16 protein-coding genes and 2 pseudogenes are annotated in these 23,284 nt (G+C 41.3%); 4 read left to right on the top strand and 14 right to left on the bottom strand.

Annotated elements, in window-relative coordinates:
• Positions 1–450 (top strand): annotated as a pseudogene (locus tag IXB50_RS18825) (transposase); the annotation flags it as partial.
• Between the two features lie 30 nt (positions 451–480).
• Here IXB50_RS18825 and IXB50_RS18820 read toward each other — a convergent pair.
• The 13 genes and pseudogenes from IXB50_RS18820 to IXB50_RS18765 all read right to left on the bottom strand — a co-directional run bounded on the left by IXB50_RS18820 (position 481) and on the right by IXB50_RS18765 (position 16,877).
• Positions 481–1,404: a DUF6492 family protein gene (locus IXB50_RS18820; protein ID WP_215610536.1), complete on the bottom strand. Its 924-nt coding sequence runs from the start codon at positions 1,402–1,404 to the stop codon at positions 481–483.
• Positions 1,405–1,683: 279 nt separating this feature from the next.
• Positions 1,684–2,619, bottom strand: coding sequence for a glycosyltransferase family 2 protein (locus IXB50_RS18815; RefSeq protein ID WP_215610535.1), 936 nt, complete (start codon positions 2,617–2,619; stop codon positions 1,684–1,686).
• Positions 2,620–3,399: 780 nt separating this feature from the next.
• Positions 3,400–3,532 (bottom strand): annotated as a pseudogene (locus IXB50_RS22875) (transposase); the annotation flags it as partial.
• Positions 3,533–3,549: 17 nt separating this feature from the next.
• The gene (locus IXB50_RS18810; RefSeq protein WP_215610539.1) at positions 3,550–4,437 is read right to left on the bottom strand and encodes a sulfotransferase family protein; all 888 of its coding nucleotides are present in this window, start codon (positions 4,435–4,437) and stop codon (positions 3,550–3,552) included.
• A 110-nt stretch (positions 4,438–4,547) separates the two neighbouring features.
• Complete coding sequence (locus IXB50_RS18805) at positions 4,548–5,501, bottom strand: sulfotransferase family protein (RefSeq protein ID WP_215610534.1); 954 nt, start codon at positions 5,499–5,501, stop codon at positions 4,548–4,550.
• A 239-nt stretch (positions 5,502–5,740) separates the two neighbouring features.
• Positions 5,741–6,736 (bottom strand): sulfotransferase family protein, encoded by a 996-nt coding sequence (locus IXB50_RS18800; protein ID WP_215610533.1) that lies wholly within the window; start codon positions 6,734–6,736, stop codon positions 5,741–5,743.
• A 171-nt stretch (positions 6,737–6,907) separates the two neighbouring features.
• Complete coding sequence (locus tag IXB50_RS18795; protein ID WP_215610532.1) at positions 6,908–7,693, bottom strand: hypothetical protein; 786 nt, start codon at positions 7,691–7,693, stop codon at positions 6,908–6,910.
• Positions 7,694–7,853: 160 nt separating this feature from the next.
• Entirely contained in the window at positions 7,854–9,164 is a 1,311-nt protein-coding gene (locus IXB50_RS22670) for an O-antigen ligase family protein (protein ID WP_215610531.1), read from the bottom strand.
• Between the two features lie 54 nt (positions 9,165–9,218).
• Positions 9,219–10,187 carry a polysaccharide biosynthesis/export family protein gene (locus IXB50_RS18785; protein WP_215610530.1) on the bottom strand — a complete coding sequence of 323 codons (969 nt, stop codon included), beginning with the start codon at positions 10,185–10,187 and terminating at the stop codon, positions 9,219–9,221.
• Between the two features lie 225 nt (positions 10,188–10,412).
• On the bottom strand, positions 10,413–12,710 hold the full coding sequence (locus tag IXB50_RS18780; RefSeq protein WP_215610529.1) for a GumC family protein: 2,298 nt from the start codon (positions 12,708–12,710) through the stop codon (positions 10,413–10,415).
• 255 nt (positions 12,711–12,965) lie between these two features.
• Positions 12,966–14,309, bottom strand: a complete 1,344-nt coding sequence (locus IXB50_RS18775; RefSeq protein ID WP_215610528.1) for an oligosaccharide flippase family protein — start codon at positions 14,307–14,309, stop codon at positions 12,966–12,968.
• A gap of 130 nt (positions 14,310–14,439) precedes the next feature.
• Positions 14,440–15,732 carry a glycosyltransferase gene (locus IXB50_RS18770; RefSeq protein WP_215610527.1) on the bottom strand — a complete coding sequence of 431 codons (1,293 nt, stop codon included), beginning with the start codon at positions 15,730–15,732 and terminating at the stop codon, positions 14,440–14,442.
• A gap of 140 nt (positions 15,733–15,872) precedes the next feature.
• A complete protein-coding gene (locus IXB50_RS18765) occupies positions 15,873–16,877 on the bottom strand; it encodes a glycosyltransferase family 2 protein (protein ID WP_215610526.1) in 1,005 nt (334 codons plus the stop codon).
• Positions 16,878–18,416: 1,539 nt separating this feature from the next.
• Between IXB50_RS18765 and IXB50_RS18760 the strand changes: the two genes are divergently transcribed.
• Positions 18,417–19,835 carry a tetratricopeptide repeat protein gene (locus IXB50_RS18760; RefSeq protein ID WP_215610525.1) on the top strand — a complete coding sequence of 473 codons (1,419 nt, stop codon included), beginning with the start codon at positions 18,417–18,419 and terminating at the stop codon, positions 19,833–19,835.
• 118 nt (positions 19,836–19,953) lie between these two features.
• Here IXB50_RS18760 and IXB50_RS18755 read toward each other — a convergent pair whose 3' ends face one another.
• Positions 19,954–20,781 (bottom strand): PRC-barrel domain-containing protein, encoded by an 828-nt coding sequence (locus IXB50_RS18755; RefSeq protein WP_215610524.1) that lies wholly within the window; start codon positions 20,779–20,781, stop codon positions 19,954–19,956.
• A gap of 95 nt (positions 20,782–20,876) precedes the next feature.
• Between IXB50_RS18755 and IXB50_RS18750 the strand changes: the two genes are divergently transcribed.
• Both IXB50_RS18750 and IXB50_RS18745 read left to right on the top strand, forming a co-directional pair.
• Positions 20,877–21,749, top strand: a complete 873-nt coding sequence (locus tag IXB50_RS18750) for an alpha/beta fold hydrolase (RefSeq protein WP_215610523.1) — start codon at positions 20,877–20,879, stop codon at positions 21,747–21,749.
• Between the two features lie 150 nt (positions 21,750–21,899).
• Entirely contained in the window at positions 21,900–23,279 is a 1,380-nt protein-coding gene (locus tag IXB50_RS18745; RefSeq protein ID WP_215610522.1) for a slr1306 family protein, read from the top strand.
• The last annotated feature ends 5 nt before the right edge of the window (positions 23,280–23,284 follow it).

Here is a 23,284-nt window from a genome sequence, read left to right as displayed (position 1 = left end):
GAGTTTTGGGCGATCGTCAGTGATGAGGAAACCACGCTGAAAACCTTTGAGGAATTTGCCTTACGCTTTGATATCGAAGAAGGCTTTTTAGATGATCAATCCAGCGGTTGGAACATGCAGCAATCCGAAATCCGCGATGTACGTGCCCTCTCACGACTGTGGTTTATCTTGGCACTGGCAACGCTGTATGTCAGTGCTCAAGGGGTGGACGTGGTAGACGCTGGCAATCGTCAGAGGGTCGATACCCATTGGTTTAGAGGCAACAGCTATTTCCGCATCGGGTGGGATTGGATAAAAACCTCATTTCTCAAGGGATGGACATTAATTCAAACGGTCAGGTTCACCTCAAATAAAGACCCAGAGCCTGCAATGGCCTCTCGAAAACAACATGACGAACAGCTCTACCAAATTGAGTTTCAAGTACAAACATTTGTTTATAATGCGACCTAGGTTTTGTCAGTCAACCAGCACCAAAACTTACTACACTTCTACCTTTTGAAAGAGCATGCTCTGAAATTGCTCAATAGAAATATCAATGTCACTTTTAGCAGAGACCATAACAGACTTAAATCCTTTGGACTTAGCGATCCGTACAAACTCTTTTACTTCGTCAAAAGACATGGACTCTTCTTTCCAGTATGACTGACATATCTTCTGCAAGTGATCGTCATAATGACCAGCGCCTTCTCCTAGTACATAATTAACAAATAATCCATATAGAACATACTCAGAAAGATCACGCTCCCCACTCATGACCTTCAGCCAGTTCTCATTATACTTTTCCTCAATATGCGCATAAAGCTTAAGAAGATTACTGCGCCTCCAGGTAACAATTTGACTCACATAAAAGTCATAGTAATTAGACTCTTTAGGTAAGCTCAAAAGCCTCTTTGCAGCGTCTTTCCACTTTTTACCATTACCATTACCATCCAGCTTATAGTCATGATCGGTAGTATGTGGTACTCTAAAAAGCCGAACTTGATTTTGTTCAATATCAACCAGATTACGAACATCAAACCGAGTGATAAAAGCAGCATCTGAATCTGCAAATATTAAAACCTCTTCACTTGTATACTCAGCAGCTGATAATTTGATTAGTTGCTGAACCAGCCAACCGCGCAATAACCAATTACCAGATTTATAACCTTGTAAATTTATCCATACATTTTTCTTTGTCAAGAAGGGAACCTTCCTAAACCAAGGCGGAAAGATTTCTTCTTTCGTAAGAATTTTAGTATTTTTATCGGCCAGTTGACTAAAGAGCTTATAGTCAGTTGAATCGACGACGATATAGTGATTAATAGGAAAGGAAATAAACTGTTTTATACTCCAGCACAAGAGTTGACATCTTTGAAAGTCTGGTGCGTAGCTTGGCGTAATAAATGCATAAGTTAATTCAGTCATAATATATACCTATATAATTAAAAGCATGGCTGTTCATTAGTTCCAGCAAGCGTCAAATCCAAGAGCACTTTAAGCTTCTGAAAATATTATTTTCTAGTAATCAAGGAAACTTAAATCTCAGATACAGCATGTTTACAGCTAATTCCCGACACCTACTTCCCGAAACTAACGTCCCTCTTCGCACAACCAAACCCCAAACCACTAGCTTTATTAGAATCAGGGGAAAGGCCTTATTTCCCCTGGCAACAAAATGCTAGAATGCCAATCTTTTTCAATCAACTAGGCTTTTGAATTAACCCTAGTTTTATATAACTTTCGACGATATTTCTCATCATCCTTACTAAACTTTTCTAGTGCTCGCTTTAATCCCCAATCCATCAGTGAGCCTATGCAAAGAATTCGCTCATGAAGTGGCATAGAAAAGCGGAAAAGAGAAATGAAATATTCTCTAAATCGAATTGCTGAAGCCTGCGCTTCAGACATTGTTTTTTGAGATGAATGAACCTTTTGGCGTTTCTCAAAGTCATTGCCAGCCTTTGCATCCAGATGCATAGCAGTCATAGACTTCTTATGATCCCGACGAGCAAATAAGCTTTTTTCAAAATAAGCAATATCACCTTGCAACAGAACTTCAGCCAAAAGATTTCGTTCAGAGCCTAAATAATCACCAACCAGTTTGACCTTCTCCACATATGACGTCCGCATCACGGAGTATATTTCATAAATATTGATGGTCCATAGTACTCTCCAAAATCGCTCGCTCACACGCTTGCCACTCAGCCCTAAATCCTTATACATCCCCATATCGTGTCCATCGTCATCAATCCGTGCACTGGGGCAATGGGCCAATGCTAAGGATGGGTTCTTTTCCAAAAGGTTCACACACTCAAGTAGATAGTCTGGCTCTAGCAAATCATCGTGAGCAGCCCATTTGAAGTAGGGGGCCCCTTCCGCGCGAAACACATAGTTAAAGTTGAAAGCCATACCTTGGTTTTTAGGTTGCCGATGATAGATGATACGACTATCACGTGCGGCATAAGCTTCACAGATTTTCTGAGTATCATCAGTTGAAGCGTTATCACTAATAACCAAAGAAAAATCTGTAAATGACTGGTTCAAGATTGAATCAAGTGTCTCAGCTAAATGAATGTCACCATTGTACACGGGCATTCCGATTACAACTTTAGGTGTTGGCCGTTTTTCTATGTTGTTCATGCTTCTCAAAATAATTACAAGTTGCCTAAAAAGTCGAGATAAATAGCTTAAAAAGAAGGATACAGGAGAATAAAAAGGAATATGAAGGTATACTCAAAATAACTAAGAGGCAAAATATTTTTTAAACTACATCTCAAATACTTCCTAATAAGTTTCTCAAACTAGAACTCAGGAACGATGATTACTCAAAATTAGGATTTAACTCTCTAACCTTATTAAAAGGCTGAGTCAAAACCAGACATCAAAATTTAAAGTTATTAAAAACAAAAATGTTTTTACTTTAAATCTGATTAAACAGCAGGCACTTAATTAATAAAGCAGAGAGCCTCAGTCTCTATAAATTCAAAGATGGCCGTACTGGTTTACTCTGAGAGCTACGTCTAATCAACTACAAAGCTCCCTTTTGTTACTCAATTTATTCTTATATAGCAACATATAGTCCGGAATATACTATTAAAGTCACTTCAAAAGTTTTCCCAGTTTAAGTAGGGTTCCCTGAAAAAATCAAGTTGATACAGTTCATCAATGGACTGTTTACTGTGCTCTCTCGCCTCGTTGAGTAAATCGAGGTCTGTTGGATAGGGAATATTGGCTGGGGCACAGCTTGCATCCGTGATTAATTTCCCTTGATTGCTATTGGGTGGGGCATTCGTCGGTTCGAGTCATTACTTTCTTAGGGGGGCTCCTGAGATGAGGCTGAGACGGTCGTTTAGGGTGGAGGCTCTGGCTCCATCATAGCCTGGACTATTGACTCATTCACCTGCAAGACCAAGTCGATACCAATCCGTTTACGGAAATGGACTAACGTAGACGCATCAAAGGGAGCCTGGTCACTATACTCATTACGCCCTAGAAAGTATTACAGATAGGGATTCTCACGGATTTGTTCAATCGTCTCTCGGTTGCTAGTACCCGAAAGTAATAACTGAACTATGCAGATGTTGCTTGTACTAGTTCAGTTTTTATAGTTTTCTTAAAGTTCTTACAGGTTAATGATTCATATCCTAACCATGGAGTTAGCAACTCCAAATCTTGATTGAATATTTCTTCTAAATACTCCAGATTCTTAGTCGATAACTGAGGTCTTTCGCTCAATGTCCACATTTTTCTAATGCGGGTACGAACAGATTTGGGTACCAATACCTTACGGAGAGTGCTAAGAATTGGTGTCTCAACCAGAAAATCACGCCACTCAGATGTGAGCATACGCTCACTAGAAACATTTTGAGCTTCTAAATCTTGCCAAACAGGCTTATGAGAGTAATCAAGAAACTTACAGATACGCTCTAGCTCTGACTGAGGTTCGCTAATCATTCTCTCAAAAAAGACAGGTAGAACTTTATCCTTACCGAAGTTATCAAAGTAAGGTTGTAATTGCATGCTGTACTTGCTATAAGCAATCAGTTCAGGATATTCATGGATAGCTACATTAATATCCTTACCCTTTGGAATAATTCGTTGACTCCACTCATGGATATACTGCGACACCAAGCGATCAATAGGATGACGCATAACATAAATGAACTTCAAACTCAACGCATTAGGGATGTCTTGCTTAATACGAGCAATAGTCTCTGGATAAGTGGGTAATTTTGTGTAATGTGTACTCGATTCTCCCAACAAAGTATCTATTGCTTCAGGTGTAAATAATGAGGCGTACCACTCAGCACCTTTTTCATACTCCTCATCATTACTAAAGAAGTTAGGCTCCTTTAGGTCAGTCATAAAGATTCCTGGTTGAAGCGCCAACTGTTCATGAAGTGAACTCGTAGCACACTTCATCGCACCAATAACCAAAAAATTAGGGTATTTTCTCATATCTTCAGTCATAGCAATAATAAACTTATAGACAACGCAATATCTCTATCACGCTGACTAATCATTTTTAGCAAAAATAAGCAACAGAAACACTATTGGTAAAGCTTTGGTTAGGTTGACTTCTTCATTCCTCTTCTTTGAATATCGTTAATCCTCAGCGTGTTCTGTTTCTGCCATGAAATCAAGCCAAGCTTACGCGCTGTATAGTCTGATAGAAGTAAGGTCGTACCTAATTTTTTATGTCTGGCATTTTGCCTAACCCACCAACTATGTAAATTTAAAGTGAATTTCTCCCATGAGTTCACTTTAATGGCAGGCAAACCACTCAGCTCATAGTTACGATCGACTAACATATCAGCAATTCGATATTCAACAAGTTGAACCTGCCGCTCAGTCTGTTTCTTCTTCCACTGCTGAATTAAGGCTGGTTCAGGTAAGGAATAGTCTGATGAGTGCACATAGTCTAGCATCACAGAATCATATTCCACACCCAGAAAACTACATATTCGCTTTAAGGTGTCAACGTAGTTAACAATGAGGTCCTCGTAAACAACTTCTAGTTTCTGCTCCGGAGCTAATTGTTGACTAAACTCTTCCCATATCTTCTCAGCTGATATCCAGCGTTCTACTCCACACCAAACATTACCAGCCCAGCCCATGCCTATACAGGAACGAGCTACATCTCTTCCATCTCTAATAATATGAATATAGCGAGCATTAGGCCAAATCTTGGGCAGTCGTTCGAAATGACGATGAACTGTCGCGCCAACAATAGACTTATCATCTCGAATAAGTCTTTGATATAGAAAGCTATTAACTAGCTGAGGATATGTAAGACTAGTGTCAATTTCAAAGTGGCTATCTTGAAATATCCTATGTGTTTCTAGCCAATCATAATATTTGTTCAGATTTGGCCATCCATCTTGACCAATACGATCAACTGCATACTCAAACTCATTACACCATGTAACTTTAGGATGATAGTTAAGCATCAAGCGTAGAAGAGTTGTTCCAGAACGTTCAGCGCCTACTAAAAAATATGGTTGCGAAATAGTTTGTTGCATTATGAGTTGAATCTTTAAGTTTACGAAGGAGTAGACTGTAGCCCTCCCTTATCAAGAGAGCATTAGTTAACAGGATAAATAGCTCATCTCAAAAAGAATAAATGATATTAGTCATAGTTAAAAGGCTTAACCTACATATATATCATTTCTCTTATAATGTCCTGTCATCAGAATGTCATCAGAAATCAAAAACACATTCTTATTTGTTTATCAAGAATGTGTTAGTTTTACATTAGTATTTATGTATTCCACCAACTTCGCATAAAGCTCTCATCTAAAACACGATTGACGATCTCAATATTTTCAGAACTTAGTTTTGTTTTCCAAGCTTCAGCAACGGATTTGGAAGAACCTGACAATTTACCCCATACAGATTGTCCCAATCGTTGACGAATCGTTTCTTTCAAGCGATCATCATTAGGAAGATTACAAAAATCATATATTTTCTCCGCATATGACAATGGCTCTTGGACTACCTGCTCATAAACAATGCAAGTATACTGCTTATATCCTTGACCAGCCTGATATAGCTTTTCATTGAAATAACGCCACAATAAAACTTCTGTCTCTACAATATTCATTGATTCAATATTACTGAGTGTTGTGGCCCACTCTTTATCCATCGTTTTAATTTTTTGAAGACGTGACCGGTTCCGTTTCATGATCTCATCTTCATCGCGTTCTGATAAAAAACGAGTAAGCCATGAATTTAAACGTCCACCAGGATGCCTGACAACATGGACAACAGAAACATTAGGACGATTTTCTAAAAGCCAGATAATATTTATTGCATCAATATTAATGATTTTGAAAACCGCATAGGTTTCTCTCAACTTCTGATTGTCTCCTATCCACCAAGGCATTTTCCATTCTGCCGGGCGTCTTTTTGATATCAAGGGATGGACAAACTTATTGTTTCTCAGCTTTAACGGTAAGTTAGGTAATCCAAGAGATTTCGAAAAGGGGTAAATGTAATTCTTTGGCATTACAAGATAAGGATCTCGCTCACCAAAAGTGGATGCTGTCCAAGATGCCGCATGATCCCAAATATTAGCCATTGCAGGGATTTCCTGCTCTATTTCACATGGTTTTGTTGTGATATGAAATGGCGAACTAGATATTCGATGAGGTTCATTGCGACAATGAGTCAAAGGACTCATATTTAAAATATCTAATACCCAATTTGTACCGGAACGTCCATTGCCAGTGACAAGTATATATTTTTGATCGTTCATATTACATTCATATCAATTTAACTATAATTACTGGCTATCAACATAGCTTGCGCTGGCTAGTAAATTTAAAATCTAGAGATTTTTCATGGATTGCTAGCAAATCAGTTAATCCCTTTGAAAGAACTGCATCGTAAATCTTTCTAACAACTAACCCTGTTTTTATTTGACCAGTCATGCAGGATGACTGTATTGACAGCTTTTCATTAACCTTTCATCTAAAACTGAGCGCATCAGGTCAAGTGAGGCTGAATTTAATCCACTGGATGGACTGGTTTTCAAATACTTCTTTTGATAGTCATTTGTATTCATCCGATCATACTTAGTTGACTTAACAATAGGCAGTCGAGATTCTGCCTTCAGAAGAAATTTATCTTCAATGACATCAAAAAGATATTCATGGTTTTCTAGAAGTGATTCATATCGAAGAAGGATAGCATTACTATTCTTCTCAAGGAAATCTAAATAAGAAGTAACTTTATAATTCCAAAGCTCTATGGGCGTACTCAGCAAAGGAGTATTGATGTTATCTCTGCGTAAAGTTGGCCAAGGAGTTTCAAGAAATTTATCTATATTCTTGGGCAACTTGCTAAGTGCATGGTAAGGGCGTTTATGCAGAGACTTGATAAAGGTATAAGGATCTTTCACCAAAAAAATGAATCCAGTCTCTTCAAATTTAGGATGTTTTTTTAAGGTGTCAGCTACGATGGCTGAGTGTTTCCATCCAAATAGATGAGCAGCTTTATATTCAAAAATAGAATCATTAATACATTCTTGCATAAAGACTTGTTGGCTCTGAGGCAATGATGATACAAATTTCTTCTCGAGTTCTGTTGTTTGTGTATGAATAATTTCTCGATGATGAATGATCGAAATATCATAGTTTTTCATCAAGAGATCTTCTAGCCAATTGGTCCCAGTATTTCTCTCTCCAAAAACCTTGATTTGTGTAATATTCACTCTCTATTTCCTTCTATATAATGAACAATCAGTTAATCAATTACTGTCTTTTTATTCTGTGGGTATCACGCTAATCAGAAGAGGTATATTCTTTGATATAAGGACAGATTTAGTCATAAAAAGACTCTCTCTATGAAAAGGCTCATGGTCATATCTTGAATTATTCACGTATAGGTATCATCTTTCGTGGAGTAATTCGATTCGGACGATGAGTACGAAGATAAATCGCTCGCCCACTAGGCATTGCACATAACGCTACAGTCATATAAAGCGGCCAAGTCAAATTAGGATCAACGAGTAAAGAACTTTCAGTCAAGTTATACGCCGCTAACCAGCTTAAAAAAGCCAATGGCCATAGGTCTTTGGGAGTGCTAGAGACAAAAGAGCGTGTTATTGCATGTCTGTAAGCCACCAAAAAACTGACTAAGAAAAATACTAAACCGATAAGGCCTATCTCTAAAGCAAGATCAAGATAACCATTATGAGCGTTTGGTGGAATATATTTGTGTCCGACAGAAGCACCAGCTATGCGTGCAAATATACTATTTGGAGCCCAGAAGGTTCCTCGACCAAACCCTAACCAAAGACTTTTATCAAACAACTGTGAGATGGCAGAGCCCCAAATCTCTGTGCGACCTGTGAGGGTCAGATCTCGCCCCATGCTCGTCAAGATTATTTCCCATGAAGTTGAAATGATAAAAACAGCAACACCACATACTAAGCTAGTAAGCTCAAGGTAAAGTCTTCGCTTATTACCTTGATTCTGGTATAAGCGATAACTATATAAAAGTAAAATTGATAAGCTAGAAATTGATAAGCTAGTTTGTGATGTTGAAAGGATAACAACTGCGTAGGATAAATATAATCCTCCCCAAGTCAAGATTCGATATATATGATTAACGTGAACCTTCTGAGCTGCCACTAATACCGCAAATGTGGTTACGGTCAGAGACATCATTTTCCCCAACGTGTTCTTATGGGTGAAAATACCTGTCCAAGCACCAACAAATACCTTTTGATCAACCCCTGCAGAAGGAATTGCGATCGCGACTAGCGCACTGAGCAAGGCAATTGTACCCAGGGTAGAAGCAATTATATGTAATTGCTCTTTGAGCTTAAAACGTGAAGCTACATATAAACCGAAGGTAGTCATACGAATCATTTCTTTGACTACAAGACTCGTATGGCCTGGATTTGCGGACCAGACAGTTGACATAATGGATAATCCAGCCACTACCCAAGCCCACTTATTTCGCTTGGCAATAGCCCAAGCCACTTTCCATCTGGCACAAATTAGCAAAGTAGTACTAAACCATAGACCATACCTGATGAGACTGTTCAGTATGTCAAGAAGATCTATGCTAATACCGGTAGCTTCAGCAATACTCTTATTAGAGATAGTACCTGCATAAAAAATAATGCCGAGGACAAAAATCCCTGTTTCAACTATTTCAAGGTAGCGCTTATTCACAGTCAACAGCCCCTAGCATAAAAATAAACCAGAAACACCGCTCTTCCCTTAGTTCTAGTCCAAAATTCGCCAAATATCAGTGAAGAACCTTAATGGATTCAACAACCGGGTTGCGAAATCTAGGCCTGTTGAAACACCTGTTTTAGGAACGATAATGACATCTCCATCTTGAACTTGTATGCTATCTGTCAAATTACGAAGATCAAGTTCCTGAGTGGTTACATTTTCGTATTCGTCCATACGAATAAATGCAACTTTACGCAACTTGGCGTCATCAGTAGGTCCACCTGCTGTTGCGATCGCAGAAGACAGTGTACTATCAGGAGTTACTTGTACCTCTCCAGGATTCATTACCTCTCCAACAACTTTAACCCGAATGGTACCTGGAGCAATCGTTGAACGGGCAATAAGAGTTCGATCTAAACTCTCTTCAGGCGATAAACGAGGAACAATAATTGAGTCCCCATCCCTCAACATCAAATTAATGGCCGTAGGCTCTGAAACTAAAGAATCCCAGAAATTGAGTGCAATTGTTTCAGGTCGACCATTAGCATCAAAGCGTCTTACGGTAATTTCTCTAATATCAGCAAAATTCGTAACACCTCCTGCTTCAATTAGAGCATTCACCAAGGTGGGACCTCTGCCAGTGTTGGGGCCCTCATTCCTATTAGTTTGCAAACTATCTAATAACAAAGGCCCAGGGCGATGAACCTCACCACTAAGAGTAACTGAAATAGGTCTTAAGGTTAATAAGCTCAGATCAACAATCGGATTGACCAGGTAAGAACTTCCTAGCTGGTTCTCAATAGCATTTGCTAATGAGCTTAATGTTCTCCCACTAGCCTGCACAGGACCGATAAGAGGGATGGAAATCGTACCATCTGGTAAAACTACATGGTTATCAGCAAATTCTGGATATCCAACAACCTCAATCGCAATTTGATCCCCGGACCCTAATAAATAATCATAACTACTAATTCCTTGACTAAATTGACTGGGAGTCACTTCAGGTGTCTCGGCCAAAGGCAAATCTGGCAAATTCGCCTCTGTATTAATTAATACTTCACGAGCACTGACATTTGACTGTAGGCCCAATAAACTGGCAGTCACAATTCCCAATACAAAAAACCATCGTCCTGATGATTGATTTAAGTTCAACATTTTTAGAATTACAGGTAAGTTTATATTTTTGAATAGTCTAAAAGCAATAAAATTAGCGAGCCCTTGAGATTGGGATTTATCTATGCCCTATCTCCTACTGTTCAATCCTGAGTTACTAAAAACCTTATTAGCCGATGTCTTCAAACCTGTATCTCCATCATGGACAGCATTTTGAAAATCTCCTTGGTAAGTAGGATTTTCACCAGCTACACGATAAACATTGGAAAATGGGGCACGATTCTCTTGCTGTTCATTGCGACTAACGCGATTAACAACTAGACCTATAATCGACAACTTGGCCTTCTCCATCAGCTGATTGGCCGCTACAACATCTGCCTTACGAACATATTTAGGTTGTCCCACAAAGACTATGCCTTCACTCACTTGCCCCAACATGAGGACATCTGGTTCAGGCAAGATAGGAGCAGCATCAAAGATGATATAGTCATACTCCTCTTTTACTTGATTAAGCATTTCCTTCATCTGGGTAGACTCAAAGAAAAGAGACGGCTCTGCCACAGCAAGTCCTGCAGTCATCACTGATAGGTGCGGACTCAACTGATGGATAGACTCCTCCAGAGCAGATTTTTCAGACAAAAGATGACTTAAACCTGCATCATTATCGATTCGCCATAACTCATGCTGTACAGGCTTTCTCAGATCAGCATCAATCAACAGAACCCGTCGGCGTGAATGGGCAATAGCTGCTGCCAGATTAGCTGTCACTTCAGACTTCCCTTCACCATGAACAGAGCTAGTTACGGTGATAATCTTAGCCGGAGAGTCAAAGTTAGCCACCTTTAAACTGGAGTATATGCCCCTATAAATTTCAAGAGTTTCTTGAGAAATAGAGCGGGCTCCTAAAGAGTTTCCCTCGAGTGCTTTATTGAACTCAGGCACTAATCCTAATAGGGGATAATTCAAAATTCGCGTAAACTCACTGACACTCTTCACAGACTTATCAATGCGATCCAGCAGTAGTCCTGTCGCCACCGCTAATCCAAGTGCAAGAAAAGTTCCTGCACTCAAAACTAATGGATTAAAAGCAGACGTTTGTTCCTTAGGTGGGCGCGCATTTTCAATAATCTGAACATAATTACTGCCGTCAATTTGAATCTCGGCCAACTTAATTTCTTGAGAGCGCTTAAGTAGCTCATCGTAGCTACTTTGGGCATTAGTTAAATTTTGCTGCAGCTCAAACTGTCGCCGTTCTAACGAAGGGAATAAAGTAGCCTTATTAGTATAGTCACGCTTAAGATCGTTAAAGGCTTCTAATTGCGTTTCCAACAAAATTCGGTCGCTTTCAGTCTTAACTAAATCTGAGAGCAATGACTGTTGTAAACTACCTAACTGTAGATCTTGTAAAGAAACAGCTGCAGAATCACTTAAAACAATATTCACTCGCTCCTGAAGCAATTCAGCTAGCTTGTCTGCCTGATTTTGAAGATTGATAACAGTTGGATGCTGAGGTAAGTACAGTCCTCGCTGGGTTGACAACTCTGTTTCTACTGCATGGAGTTGCTCTAATACATCTTGAACACCAGATGCTTCATTTACAGTACTTAAGTCAATAGCCTCTCGTACATCGATATTGAGTTGTTGACTGAGATCGGCAGCCTGCGCATTAACTGCAGTAAGCGACACCAACGTGTCATTCAGTTGCTGATCTAATCCCGTCAACAAAGATGTAATTTCAGCAGCTTGACGATCCAACGCAACAACCTGGTTCTCCGCCTTAAATTGCTCCAAAGCCCTCGAAGCAAAGTTCAAATCAGCCTTCAACCGTGGCAATTGCTCATCAACAAAAGTTTTAGCCGCAACAATTTCAGCTTTCTGCTCTTGTTCAATAAAAAGAACATACAGTCGCATAAGCTCATTAACGACCTGAGCAGCAAGCTGAGGATCATCCGATTGATAAGCAACCTTTAAAATATCCGTTGCAGGTAACTGCTCAACAGCCAAGTTCTCTAGTACAGACTTATTGCCAACTAGATCTCCTTCTTCGTTACGCAGATCTAAACTGGATATGACATCCTCAATCAGAAAACCTGACGTTAATATGGTCGATTGCGTACTCAGCGGATTACTCAATACACCTGTAGATTCAAGTGGATCAAGATTTTCTGCAATTCCAGTCAACTCTGATTTAGCATCACTTGCTTGAAATAAGAGCTTGCCACTTGATTTATAAGATGTGCTTCCAGGCAGCAAAACCGATGCTAGGATAGAGGCCCCAAAAACACTAAGAAAAATCAAAGAGCATGGTAACCAGTTTCTCTTTAGGATAGGCAGACATGAAAGCAACCCGATGCTGTCATCACTTTGCGCGATCTCAACATCTCCGTAGTGCTCTGATAAATCAAGAACTATATTTTTATCAGTCATAAGATAAACAGAGAAATTAAGTAAGTTATCAAGTAAAACTAATACATCCCACTGCCGCTGCAATCATTAAGCCTAGAACCTTAGTGACTTAGTAGTTACTCAAGATACATGAATTAAACATTAGGCAAGTACTTTGCATATTTTGCTGGTAACTGATTTTTACTTCAAACCAGGTGTCATTCTTTCAGGGGGGTTTCGGATGACATTTAGCGGATCTTATTATTTAGCATCTTTATTCACTGTTACTTTATTTATTTAACCTAAGATAAGGCTGAATGGGCTACCCAACCCTAGCCAAGCACGAACCATCAGCAAAGTAGCAACAACACTTACAAACAGGACTGTACTTGTGAAATCTTGGGATAAAAATGAGAGTTTTTCACGAAACAGGCCAAACTGTACACCTATATATGCAGGTACATCACTAATGGCCATAACGATTATTGTTCCTAAGATGCCCCCGTACCTATACCCAACAAACAAGCCTATGCTTATTGTCAGAAATCGTAGACCGTTACCTAATGCTCCATAAATAGGTTTGCCAACTCCCATCAGGCAAAAGTTTGCAGTATTAAATAAGACAGAGAACCATACACCCAGCGCTAAAATTGGTAACATCCAGGTCGCTGCAGCATATCTAGAATCATACATCAACGATATGATGGCATCACCACAAATGACTAAGGGCAGCAGCATTAAACCAAAAAGGATGAGTAGCTTTTGACGTTGACGTAAAACTTCAGTACGAAGTTTCTCCCGGGAAAATTCAGATCGCCTAGAAATCACTGGAAAAATTACCTGATTTCCTAATTTTTTGACTATCTGACGTGGCAATATCGAAAGGCTCAAAGCCACACTATAGACTCCTAGCACATCCAGGGGCAGTAATTTTCCTAATATCAGGCGATCACCTTGCTCAGCTAAAAACACTAATGTGGTCGCAATAAACAACCACTTACCAAACCCAAATATCTCAGCAACAGCTTTGCGATCCAGCATAAATTTGTTTCGCTTATCAGCGAAAAACCAATAACTGCCAAGAGTTCTAAAGCTTGCACCTGCGACTAGTCCCACCGCCAACGACAATAATGTCGGGCTGAACGAAGCCCAAATAATCGTAATAGTTAGAGAAAATACTTGAATAAATATTTCAAATGCCATCTCCTTGCCCACATTGAGCTTTCGCCTTAGGCCAATAATTGCCGTAGACTGACAGCTCTGAATAAATGCGGTTGCCCCAACCACAGGCATAAGCCAATAGAAACTACTATTGCCATAGACCTGAACAGCGGGTATAGCACATAGGCAGCAAATAATCAATAGAAAAAAACCGCGAATCACCTCTATGGTCCAAGCCGTATTTAAGGCTACTGGATCATCTCCCTTCTTACTCTGAATTAAACTTTGCTTGACCCCAAAATCAGATAGAAGGAGAAATCCTAATTTAAGAGAATTAACAACTGCCATAACTCCAAAAAACTCTGGAACTAATAACCTTGTTAAAATTATGTTGCCAATTAATCGAATAAATTGACTAGATCCAAACCCAGCAAACGTCCAAAGACTCCCGATAATTGCCTTTCGTTTTAGCGATACCATAGTTAATTACTATATTACTATTGGCCTACTTACCAGAAAGTTCTGTAGACTAATATTCAACTTAAATTGATGGCTAGAGATATGAACAATAAACTACCTAATTAGTGCCACAACTATATTAAGAAATTGCTTAAGAGTTTTGTGCCAGACTCGCATTAGTAACAAGGCTAACTGCAGAAGGATTAACCTCTTTCGCTTTGACAGCTTCTAATGCGGAATCAGGCCTATTGTGAAACAAGTTGACCAACTTTTTCGCTTCTATAGCTGCATCATGCTCCCTAGCGACACACTGAGCACCTGCCTGCCCCATAGTTTCTAACACCTCAATGGGGGTATTAATCACTTTAGCCATAGATTTTGCCAACGCCTCGACACTCCCAGAAGGAATTAACCAGCCACAAGTATCATTCCCCAATAATTCTGGTATGCCTGCAATACAGGTACTAAGGACTGGACGTTGTAATGCAAGGGCTTCCATTATGACCACTGGCAGCCCTTCAGCAAAACTTGGTAAAACTAACGCACGGGACTCAAGTATCTTTTCCCTGACGACAGCACCGCTAGCCCAACCGGTAATCTCTATAAACTCCTCAATCTTCCACTCAGCAATAAGATCTTCTAGCTCAGAACGCAATTCTCCATCTCCGACAAGAACGACCTTAAATTGATATCCTTTATCCGCCAACTGCTTTACTGCTTCTAATAACAATAAATGTCCTTTCTGTTCGCTTAAACGCGCTACACAGACAAACTTAGCCTCATTTGGTATCGAGATTGAGGAGTCGTATTTGAGAAAACTGTTGTCTAAACCACAATGTACAACGTGAATCTTGCTCCAGTGTTTGTGGGAACACCATCGATAAAGCTGACTCCGACCAAAGCTACTGATAGCAACTACAAATTTAGCTCGGTCAATTTTTTCAGGTAAGGATAATCCTATGGGCTTATCAAACTCTTCAGGCCCATGGACCGTAAAACTGTAAGTTGGGCCACCTAGAATACGACACAACATCGCAACCGATGTAGGATTTGTACCAAAATGGGCATGAATATGATCTATGCTATCACGGTGAGCCCAATTCAATAAAACGCAGGCTTCAGCCATATAAGCGAGATGACGTGGAAGAATCGCGTCTGAAGCCAACCACAGTTTCAGTGTAGCTTTGAAGCACTTAAGCCATGCAACAGGACGTCTTAAAGCCATGGCTATTAAGTGGAAAAATAGCACCACCAAGCCAATATTAAGAATGATTTTTGTCTTTAGCGCTTCAGCTTTATCTGCAGGATCGACGAGTTCATCGTTCATCTGACGCAGTGAATATCTGGAAACTTTAACACCAGATGCTTCTAAGCCAGAGATCTCACGTCTGATAAAGCTATGACTGACTTTAGGATATAGATTGACTAGGTAAGCTACATGCATAAAGATTACACTCAAAGTTCGTAGGATTCTGCCCAAGTAAAGATGCTTCTATTGCTGCGTCATGACAAAATAGGCATCTCAATAAACAGATAAATTTAGTCAACTAAACCAAGCACCTCAGTAAAGTTCCTGGCCGTCTATCAAGAGGATGTTTTATATTCAATAAGCTTTGCAGGCTGTTTACGTAGTTGAGTCAACCACCAATACTTTGTTTGGCCCACGAATTGAGGGAACTTAGACAAGGTACAGAAAAATGCATAGATGCGAGACTCGCGTGCACTATCGCCGTAGTCTAGACGATAACGATAAATGCGATACCCCAAGTATGGGTATGCCAACAATAAAAAGAGACTAATGCCATAGGATGGCCAAGACATCATAATAGCGACAAAGGGGATTACAGCGCCCCAAAGCCAACCACTACGATATTCTTTAACCATATAAAGTTCTTCGGATTTTCCATGCATAGAAAATCCTTCAGCAACAGCCCAACCTGCACGGGTCATCCTTTTCCACCATTGACCAAAATGATGCATGGATAGATCATGTTTGGTCATGTCGACCGCGATTCTTTGAATTTTCCAACCACGCTGACGTAAACGAATACACATTTCTGGCTCCTCACCACATATCATGGCAGGGTTATATCCATCTACCTCTAAAATCGCAGCTATGCGGATTAATGCATCGCCTCCGCAAGCCTTGGCCTCACCGACAGGAGTATTCCATTCTATCTCTGCAAGCAGATTATAAACAGATTCTTCAGGAAAACGCTCTCGTCTACGCCCACAGACAATGGCTAATGATTCATCACCCTCGATAGTCTGTAATGATTGCTCTATCCACCCTGGAATTAGTTCACAATCACCGTCAAGAAACTGAATATATTGAATGTCTGAGTAGTGCTGATGAAGATGCATCAAGCCTGCGTTACGACCTCTTGCCATCGTAAATGGCTTAGAAAGATCTAGGGAGACAACATCAGCTCCAACAGATTTAGCAAATTCAACACTCCCATCTGTGGACCCAGAATCAACATAAACAATAGGAGCTGTGTTAGAACATTGAGCCCTCAAGGACTTTAGGCAACGAATAAGTCTGTCCCCTTCGTTTCTCCCAATAACAACAAAACCAAGTTGATTCATAAGGGGTTAGGTAGGTACTGTAGTAATAAGTTTATGTGAATATTAGAGTCAGTATAAAAACAGCCTATATACAAGTGATATCTAGAGAGAACAACACAAAGTTTATCATCAGATTAAACACTATATGCATATGGCATATACACTTCAAGGTATCACCCTTCTATAACATTAGACATGAGATTAGCACCAAGCCAACAGTTTGATATGTGCCGACAAGGGTTGATAAATCTCTTAATTAGAAACACTATTTACTGATAACATCTATAGCTTCAATCATAGTGTCAGAAAATCAGGATACTTAAAACGCTTTGCCCATTTCACTAAAAGCTCAAACAAAATCAGACTATCTTGAAGCTGCCGCTATGATGTTCAATAATGAAGACATCATGAAAATCATATGAAATAAATGCAAGTTACTAAAACACTAAAATTTACATTTGTCAGATGATTTTGAACCTACTAATTCGTGGGCAATGGCCATAATTAGAGCTTTATTTGGGCAAGTACTTTTATTCCCCGCGTAGTGTACCCATTTTGACTGAAGCATTTCTATATGCATAATTCAAGCCAAATGATCAATAAGTCTAGCCTCAGGTTAATCATAATTTCGTAGGTGTGTTAAGGGTTTACAAAGAAAAGATATGATGTTGACCATCAAAGAGATTGGCACTTTCAAGAAGAATGTAATTATCAATAGACACTGCCTAATAAACAGTTATTAGCAATATAAGAAACTTCGTAACCTCAAATATTTTGGCAGTTCATAGGGATACGTAGAATATTAATTGACTGAATTCTGGCAAAAGAGTTTCCGGTCCTTATTCAGGCCCCAAAATCGAAAGAATACTTAAAAAAGTGCTGGCGATGAATCATATTTTCCCGTTGATAATTCTGAAGATTCTGCTATGTGCTATCAAACAATGGACTTAGCTATTTGACTTATGGCTAGGTTAGCTAGTTCAGCTAACCTAGTCGCCCAAATAGTGCATATCCATAAAGTGTCACTCAGCAATATGAAATTTGAGTATTTATTATTTTGGGCACATCCGATGCGGTTCTATCTGGCAACTTATGTGATGTAGTAAATGCCTCAATCAACTAGGGTAGGAAAGACCTTGACCCTAATTTTTGTGAAATAAATACTGGTTAATAGGTCAATGATTTAAGAATCCTTCATTTACTACCTGAGACCATCGCAACTGGCTAAAGGTTATAGAGGTTATTAATAAACTTGGAACAGAGGACGTTTAGATCACGTCAAACTGTAAGATGCTTATACTACGAGGGTTTGACTTGGTTATAGATGTTAGCTTCATTGCTGAATATCGGTGAGGTGAATGTCTTCAATACCGACTTTATGAAGCTGGTGAATGTTCTTAGGCTTAAGACCATTTTATTGTATGCACTGTGTCTAAGCCTGAACATACGGATTAGGTAAACACTATTGGGGAATGTACCTGTATCTACTGCTGAGTACGTTTGAGTTTCCTGGTTGGACTCTGGGTCGAAGCTCTTAGGTTGTGGTGAATATGGAACAGCATGACTTCGAAAGACCTGTTGAATCAAGGTGTAGACCTGGCGCGGCGCGGCGACAGCACAGGCGCGATATCACTTTTCAATACAGTCATTGAGTATTTACCCAACTACGCTAAAGCTTATTACAATCGGGGTTGCGCTAACTACACCTTGGGCAACTATAGGCAGGCGATCGAAGACTTTAGCTGGGCCATTCATCTTACTCCTAACTACACATCGGCTTATCTCAACCGAGGAAATGTACATCGTCGGCTAGGCCATCGGGATGCAGCATTAGAAGATTTTGAGCGGGGGATTCAGCTCGCTCCGTTATCGACACGCGGCTACTGTAATCGCGGACTCCTACGCTTAGAACTAGCAGACTATTCAGGCGCTGTAAGGGACTTTGACTATGCCCTGAAGCTACAACCACATTTTCCCCGAGCCTATCTTTGGCGAGGATTTGCCTGGTTGCAATATGGCGAGTCTCAATTCGCGATCAATGATCTCAACAGTTCCATCGCTCTAAATCCTGCTTGTCCTGAAACCTATAACTATCGTGGACTAGCTTACTTTTATGTAATTGATTATGAGCGATCTTTGCAGGACTTTAATCAAGCCATCGCTCTTAACAGTGAATTTTCAGACGCTTATAGTAATCGCGCTAGATTGCAGGCTGAATTGGGCAACTATGAAAACGCCATGGGAGATTATTGCATCGCTTTGAAGCTCAACCCAGCTTTGCCCGAGGTTTATCCTCGCACTTTGGAACAGCTACAAAATGTGCTCCAAGACTGCCCTGCTCCAGGCAAATTTGCATTACTGAATAATCGAGGTAATGCGCGGGCCTTTCTGGGTGACAGTGATGGCGCTCTCAATGACTATACTGAGGCACTGCGCTTTGCGCCCAATCAAGCATATGTCTATCACAACCGAGGACTGGTCAATCTCTATATTCACCACTATGAGATGGCTGCCGTTGACTTTAGCGAAGCGATCAGACTCAATCCAGAATATGCAGACGCTTTTTGTAACCGAGGGAGTATTCGGCAACATCTGGGGGATTTAGATGGCGCGCTTCAAGACCTTAACCAAGCGATCGCTTTAAATCCTGCTTTAGCTAACGCTTACACTCAACGTGGTCGAATTCATGTGGACTTGCACCACTACCAAGAGGCGATGGCAGACTTTGACCAAGCCTTGAAGCTACAACCAGATACACCTCATGCTCTCAATGAGCGGAGCGTATTACGCTTTCGCCTTAATGATATTGAAGGAGCATTGGCCGATGTAAACCGAGCTCTGGAACTACATCCCCAATTTCCAGATGCTTATATCAACCGTAGTTTGATCCGATTTGACCATGGTGATTGCTGCGGTGCCTGTAGTGACATTGATTTAGTCATGGCGCTTCATCAACAACAGTCGACCAAAGCATCCTAGAGCTGTGTCGATATTATTAATCCTGGATATAAATCAACCTTTTAGGTAATGCCAAATCACTATGAAGATAGGCGGAAGGCTTATTGAATGCATCGCCAACGTCTCTTGGCCAATCCATTCAATCGTTGTCTTCCCATACTTCAAACGAATCTAAATCAATGGCAGAAGAATCTGTCTGATTGTCAAATTTGTCCAGGGTATTCTCCAGGGTGTTTTCCAAGGCTTTATTGAGAGGTCTTAAGCGTTTTTTGGCATTGGAAACTTGTTGATTGATCTGTGAGCGTAACCCCTGTGTCCGAGCTTGCAAATGCTGTGTCGTGGACTGTAGCTGTTCATGCAACTCCTCAGACCGCCATCGTTCTTGAGCATAGTCTGACCATCCCTGGGCTCGCTGTTGTACTTGGTCTGCCAGGGACTGGGCTGTGGTTTGTGCTGTAGTTTGCCAGTCCTGTTGGTCTACAGGTATCACCTCATCAGCAAGGTATTCTGCCTGCTCAATTGCCTGAGCTGAGACCATCATCCGCTTGCGTCCAGCACTGATGATCGCATCGGGGGCTAACCCGTAGAATCCTGGCTGATCTGGCCGAGCAAACAAATACTGCACGACATTGCCCTGACGCTCAAACCGATAATCCACAATATGGCCAACACAATTGCCTGTATCCGTCCAGACTTCTAAATTCACCATGGGCTGTGCTGCAGCATTAGATATCTCCGCACCCTGGGCGTGGAGCACAATACTGTCAGCACCAATATTGGTAATCTGTCCCCAACTATAAGTTGGACGTTGTCGCTGCCAGGCTGACCCTTGACAGACGATGCCAACTACTCGGCCTTGAGAAAGATCCACCAGTAGGTTGTCCACCAGTCCGAGCTCATCGGTAGTGTCATAATCGAGCATTAAATATCCCAGGAGGAGGCTATGCCGCAGGACCGTATTAGTCATAGAACTATAAAAATGCCTGTACTTGATTTATAGCACTCCAATCCCTTTTCGTTCCGATGGATAATGCCAAGCTTTCATCTTGACCTTTACTAGCCATGTTTCCGAACTTTCAAGGACGGATGATTCAGACTTCATCTACCCATATATACATTCGTATGGGGGGGAGTGGACCTCCGTTGCTTCTCCTCCACGGTTACCCTCAAACCCATATCATGTGGCATAGGATTGCCCCCCAACTAGCGAAGCATTTTACGGTGGTCTGTACCGATTTACGGGGCTATGGCGATAGCGGTCATCCTCCCACCGATAGCGAACATCGTCCTTACTCCAAACGGTCAGCTGCTCAAGATCAGGTAGATGTGATGACAGCGCTGGGCTTCAAGACTTTTATGGTGGCTGGTCACGATCGAGGAGGACGGGTACTGCATCGCCTATTGCTGGATCACCCCAGTCGGGTAACACGGGCAGCAATGCTAGATATTGTCCCTACTCGTCATATTTTTCAGACCATCGATCAATCCATGGCTACTATCTATGAGCATTGGTTTTTCTTGATTCAGCCAGATTGCTTACCTGAACGGATGATTGGTCACGATCCGGACTGGTATCTCACCACTAAACTAAAACGCTGGAGTAGCAATGCCAATGCATTTACCCCAGAGGCCATGGCTGAATATCTGCGATGTTTTCGTCGGCCCGAAACGATCCACACCACCTGCGAAGATTACCGAGCTGCTGCCACCATTGATTTAAGCGATGATGAGGCAGATTTGAATAGTAAAATACAGTGTCCATTACTAGTGCTCTGGGGGGCCTACGGTGCTATCGAAAAACACTACGATGTAATTAGTATTTGGCAAAACTATGCCAATACCGTTGAAGGAACCGCACTTCCCTGTGGGCATTTCCTGGCAGAAGAAGCACCTGAGCAGACTTACCAGGCATTAGTGAATTTCTTTATGAAGTAAGGGGTTGTTAGCAATTGACGCGATCGCACTGACCTGACCGCCAATTGGCTGATATTTAAGACTTGTGTTAATTCTGTTGGGTTTTCCACCTAGTTAACCAACTCTAGCTTTATACAATGTAGTAGCAGAAACTCGTGGGTATAGGGACTTATGGATATTGCAATCAAGCGTCCTATTCTGATCGGTGGTTTAGGTTTAAGTGCCAGTCTTTGGCTACTTGATGTTGTACATCATATGCCTATAAACGGATCGCTCATACTGGGTGCGATCGCAATAGGCTCTGGCCTATGGTGGCTACAACAGCAAAGTCAGCGTATTGCCATCCCCACTATCCCTCAACAAGCTACTGTAAAACGCGACACTATTGACAAAGCGCTAGAGCATGCCGAAAATCTGATCGACCTGCTCCTCACTGAGGACAGCGCCGCTGCCGCTCAAGCAGATATTTACCGTACCGAGCGCGACTTGCTCCTCGACAGCCTGGAGCGCACTAATCTTACGATTACAATTACCGGCAACAAAACCACCGGGAAAACGACACTCCTGAACTGTCTAAAAGCCACGGCCTCTCCATTACTAAGCTTTACTGAGCAATTGGATGACATCGGTGATGCTGATTTAGTACTGTTCGTGATTGCAGGCGATATGACCGCCTCAGAACTAAATCGACTGGAAACACTGATTTCTAATGGTTATCAGGTGCTGGTTGTACTGAATAAACAAGATCAGTACAACCCTATGGATAAAGCGGTAGTTTTGGACAAAATCCAAAGTCGACTAGTAGAACGGAATGTGGAAGTGGTTGCGATCGCAGCGAACCCCAATCCGATCAAAGTACGTCGCCATTCCGAAAACGGTGAAGTCACCGAATTTCTGAAGCAACCTGACGCTGACCTAGTCACCCTCACTCAAAAACTCGACAACTTTGCAGCTGCACCAACATCTTTAGTGATGGCCACCACTTTGCGGCAGACCAAAGCCCTGCAACAGCGGATCACGGAGGAACTCAATGGGTATCGTCGTCAAAAGGCCATGCCCATCATCGAACAAATGCAGTGGATGGCTGCCGGTACGGCCTTTGTCAGTCCCATCGCCACTGTCGACCTGCTAGCCACTGCCGCTATCAATGGTCAGCTAGTACTTGACCTCGGCTCTATCTATGGTCAAAAGTTCTCTATGGATCAGGCTAAAACTGCAGCAGGCACTATTGCCGAGCTAACGGTCAAATTAGGTCTTGTCGAGTTATCCAGCCAGGCTCTGGGGACTATTCTCAAAGGTCATGTCACCACATACTTGGCTGGGGGCGCACTACAGGGTATCAGCGCCGCTTACCTTACCCGTCTCGCCGGTCTCACGCTGATCGATTACTTTGAAGAACAAAGCCTAGTAGAGTCCACTGAACTGAACTTTGAAGGATTAGGTAATCGCCTACAATCCCTATTCCAGGAGGCTCGTCAGGGCTTAGCACTCAAGGATTTTGTCACTCAGGCATTGCCTCACTTGCCCACGGTTAATACTGCGGCAAGCTAACTCCA

Source organism: Leptothoe spongobia TAU-MAC 1115 (assembly GCF_018739885.1).
In the GTDB taxonomy this organism is placed as follows: Bacteria; Cyanobacteriota; Cyanobacteriia; order Phormidesmidales; family Phormidesmidaceae; genus Leptothoe; species Leptothoe spongobia.
The sequence above is the reverse complement of the archived record's forward strand: the minus strand, read 5'-3'. Positions and strand labels throughout refer to the sequence as shown.

What these genes read in the sequence shown, in the direction of transcription:
- IXB50_RS18820 (WP_215610536.1), bottom strand. Translation starts at nt 1,404, where the DNA reads ATGACTGAATTAACTTATGCATTTATTACGCCAAGCTACGCACCAGAC.
- IXB50_RS18815 (WP_215610535.1), bottom strand. Translation starts at nt 2,619, where the DNA reads ATGAACAACATAGAAAAACGGCCAACACCTAAAGTTGTAATCGGAATG.
- IXB50_RS18810 (WP_215610539.1), bottom strand. Translation starts at nt 4,437, where the DNA reads ATGAGAAAATACCCTAATTTTTTGGTTATTGGTGCGATGAAGTGTGCT.
- IXB50_RS18805 (WP_215610534.1), bottom strand. Translation starts at nt 5,501, where the DNA reads ATGCAACAAACTATTTCGCAACCATATTTTTTAGTAGGCGCTGAACGT.
- IXB50_RS18800 (WP_215610533.1), bottom strand. Translation starts at nt 6,736, where the DNA reads ATGAACGATCAAAAATATATACTTGTCACTGGCAATGGACGTTCCGGT.
- IXB50_RS18780 (WP_215610529.1), bottom strand. Translation starts at nt 12,710, where the DNA reads ATGACTGATAAAAATATAGTTCTTGATTTATCAGAGCACTACGGAGAT.
- IXB50_RS18775 (WP_215610528.1), bottom strand. Translation starts at nt 14,309, where the DNA reads ATGGTATCGCTAAAACGAAAGGCAATTATCGGGAGTCTTTGGACGTTT.
- IXB50_RS18770 (WP_215610527.1), bottom strand. Translation starts at nt 15,732, where the DNA reads ATGCATGTAGCTTACCTAGTCAATCTATATCCTAAAGTCAGTCATAGC.
- IXB50_RS18765 (WP_215610526.1), bottom strand. Translation starts at nt 16,877, where the DNA reads ATGAATCAACTTGGTTTTGTTGTTATTGGGAGAAACGAAGGGGACAGA.
- IXB50_RS18760 (WP_215610525.1), top strand. Translation starts at nt 18,417, where the DNA reads ATGACTTCGAAAGACCTGTTGAATCAAGGTGTAGACCTGGCGCGGCGC.
- IXB50_RS18755 (WP_215610524.1), bottom strand. Translation starts at nt 20,781, where the DNA reads ATGACTAATACGGTCCTGCGGCATAGCCTCCTCCTGGGATATTTAATG.
- IXB50_RS18750 (WP_215610523.1), top strand. Translation starts at nt 20,877, where the DNA reads ATGTTTCCGAACTTTCAAGGACGGATGATTCAGACTTCATCTACCCAT.
- IXB50_RS18745 (WP_215610522.1), top strand. Translation starts at nt 21,900, where the DNA reads ATGGATATTGCAATCAAGCGTCCTATTCTGATCGGTGGTTTAGGTTTA.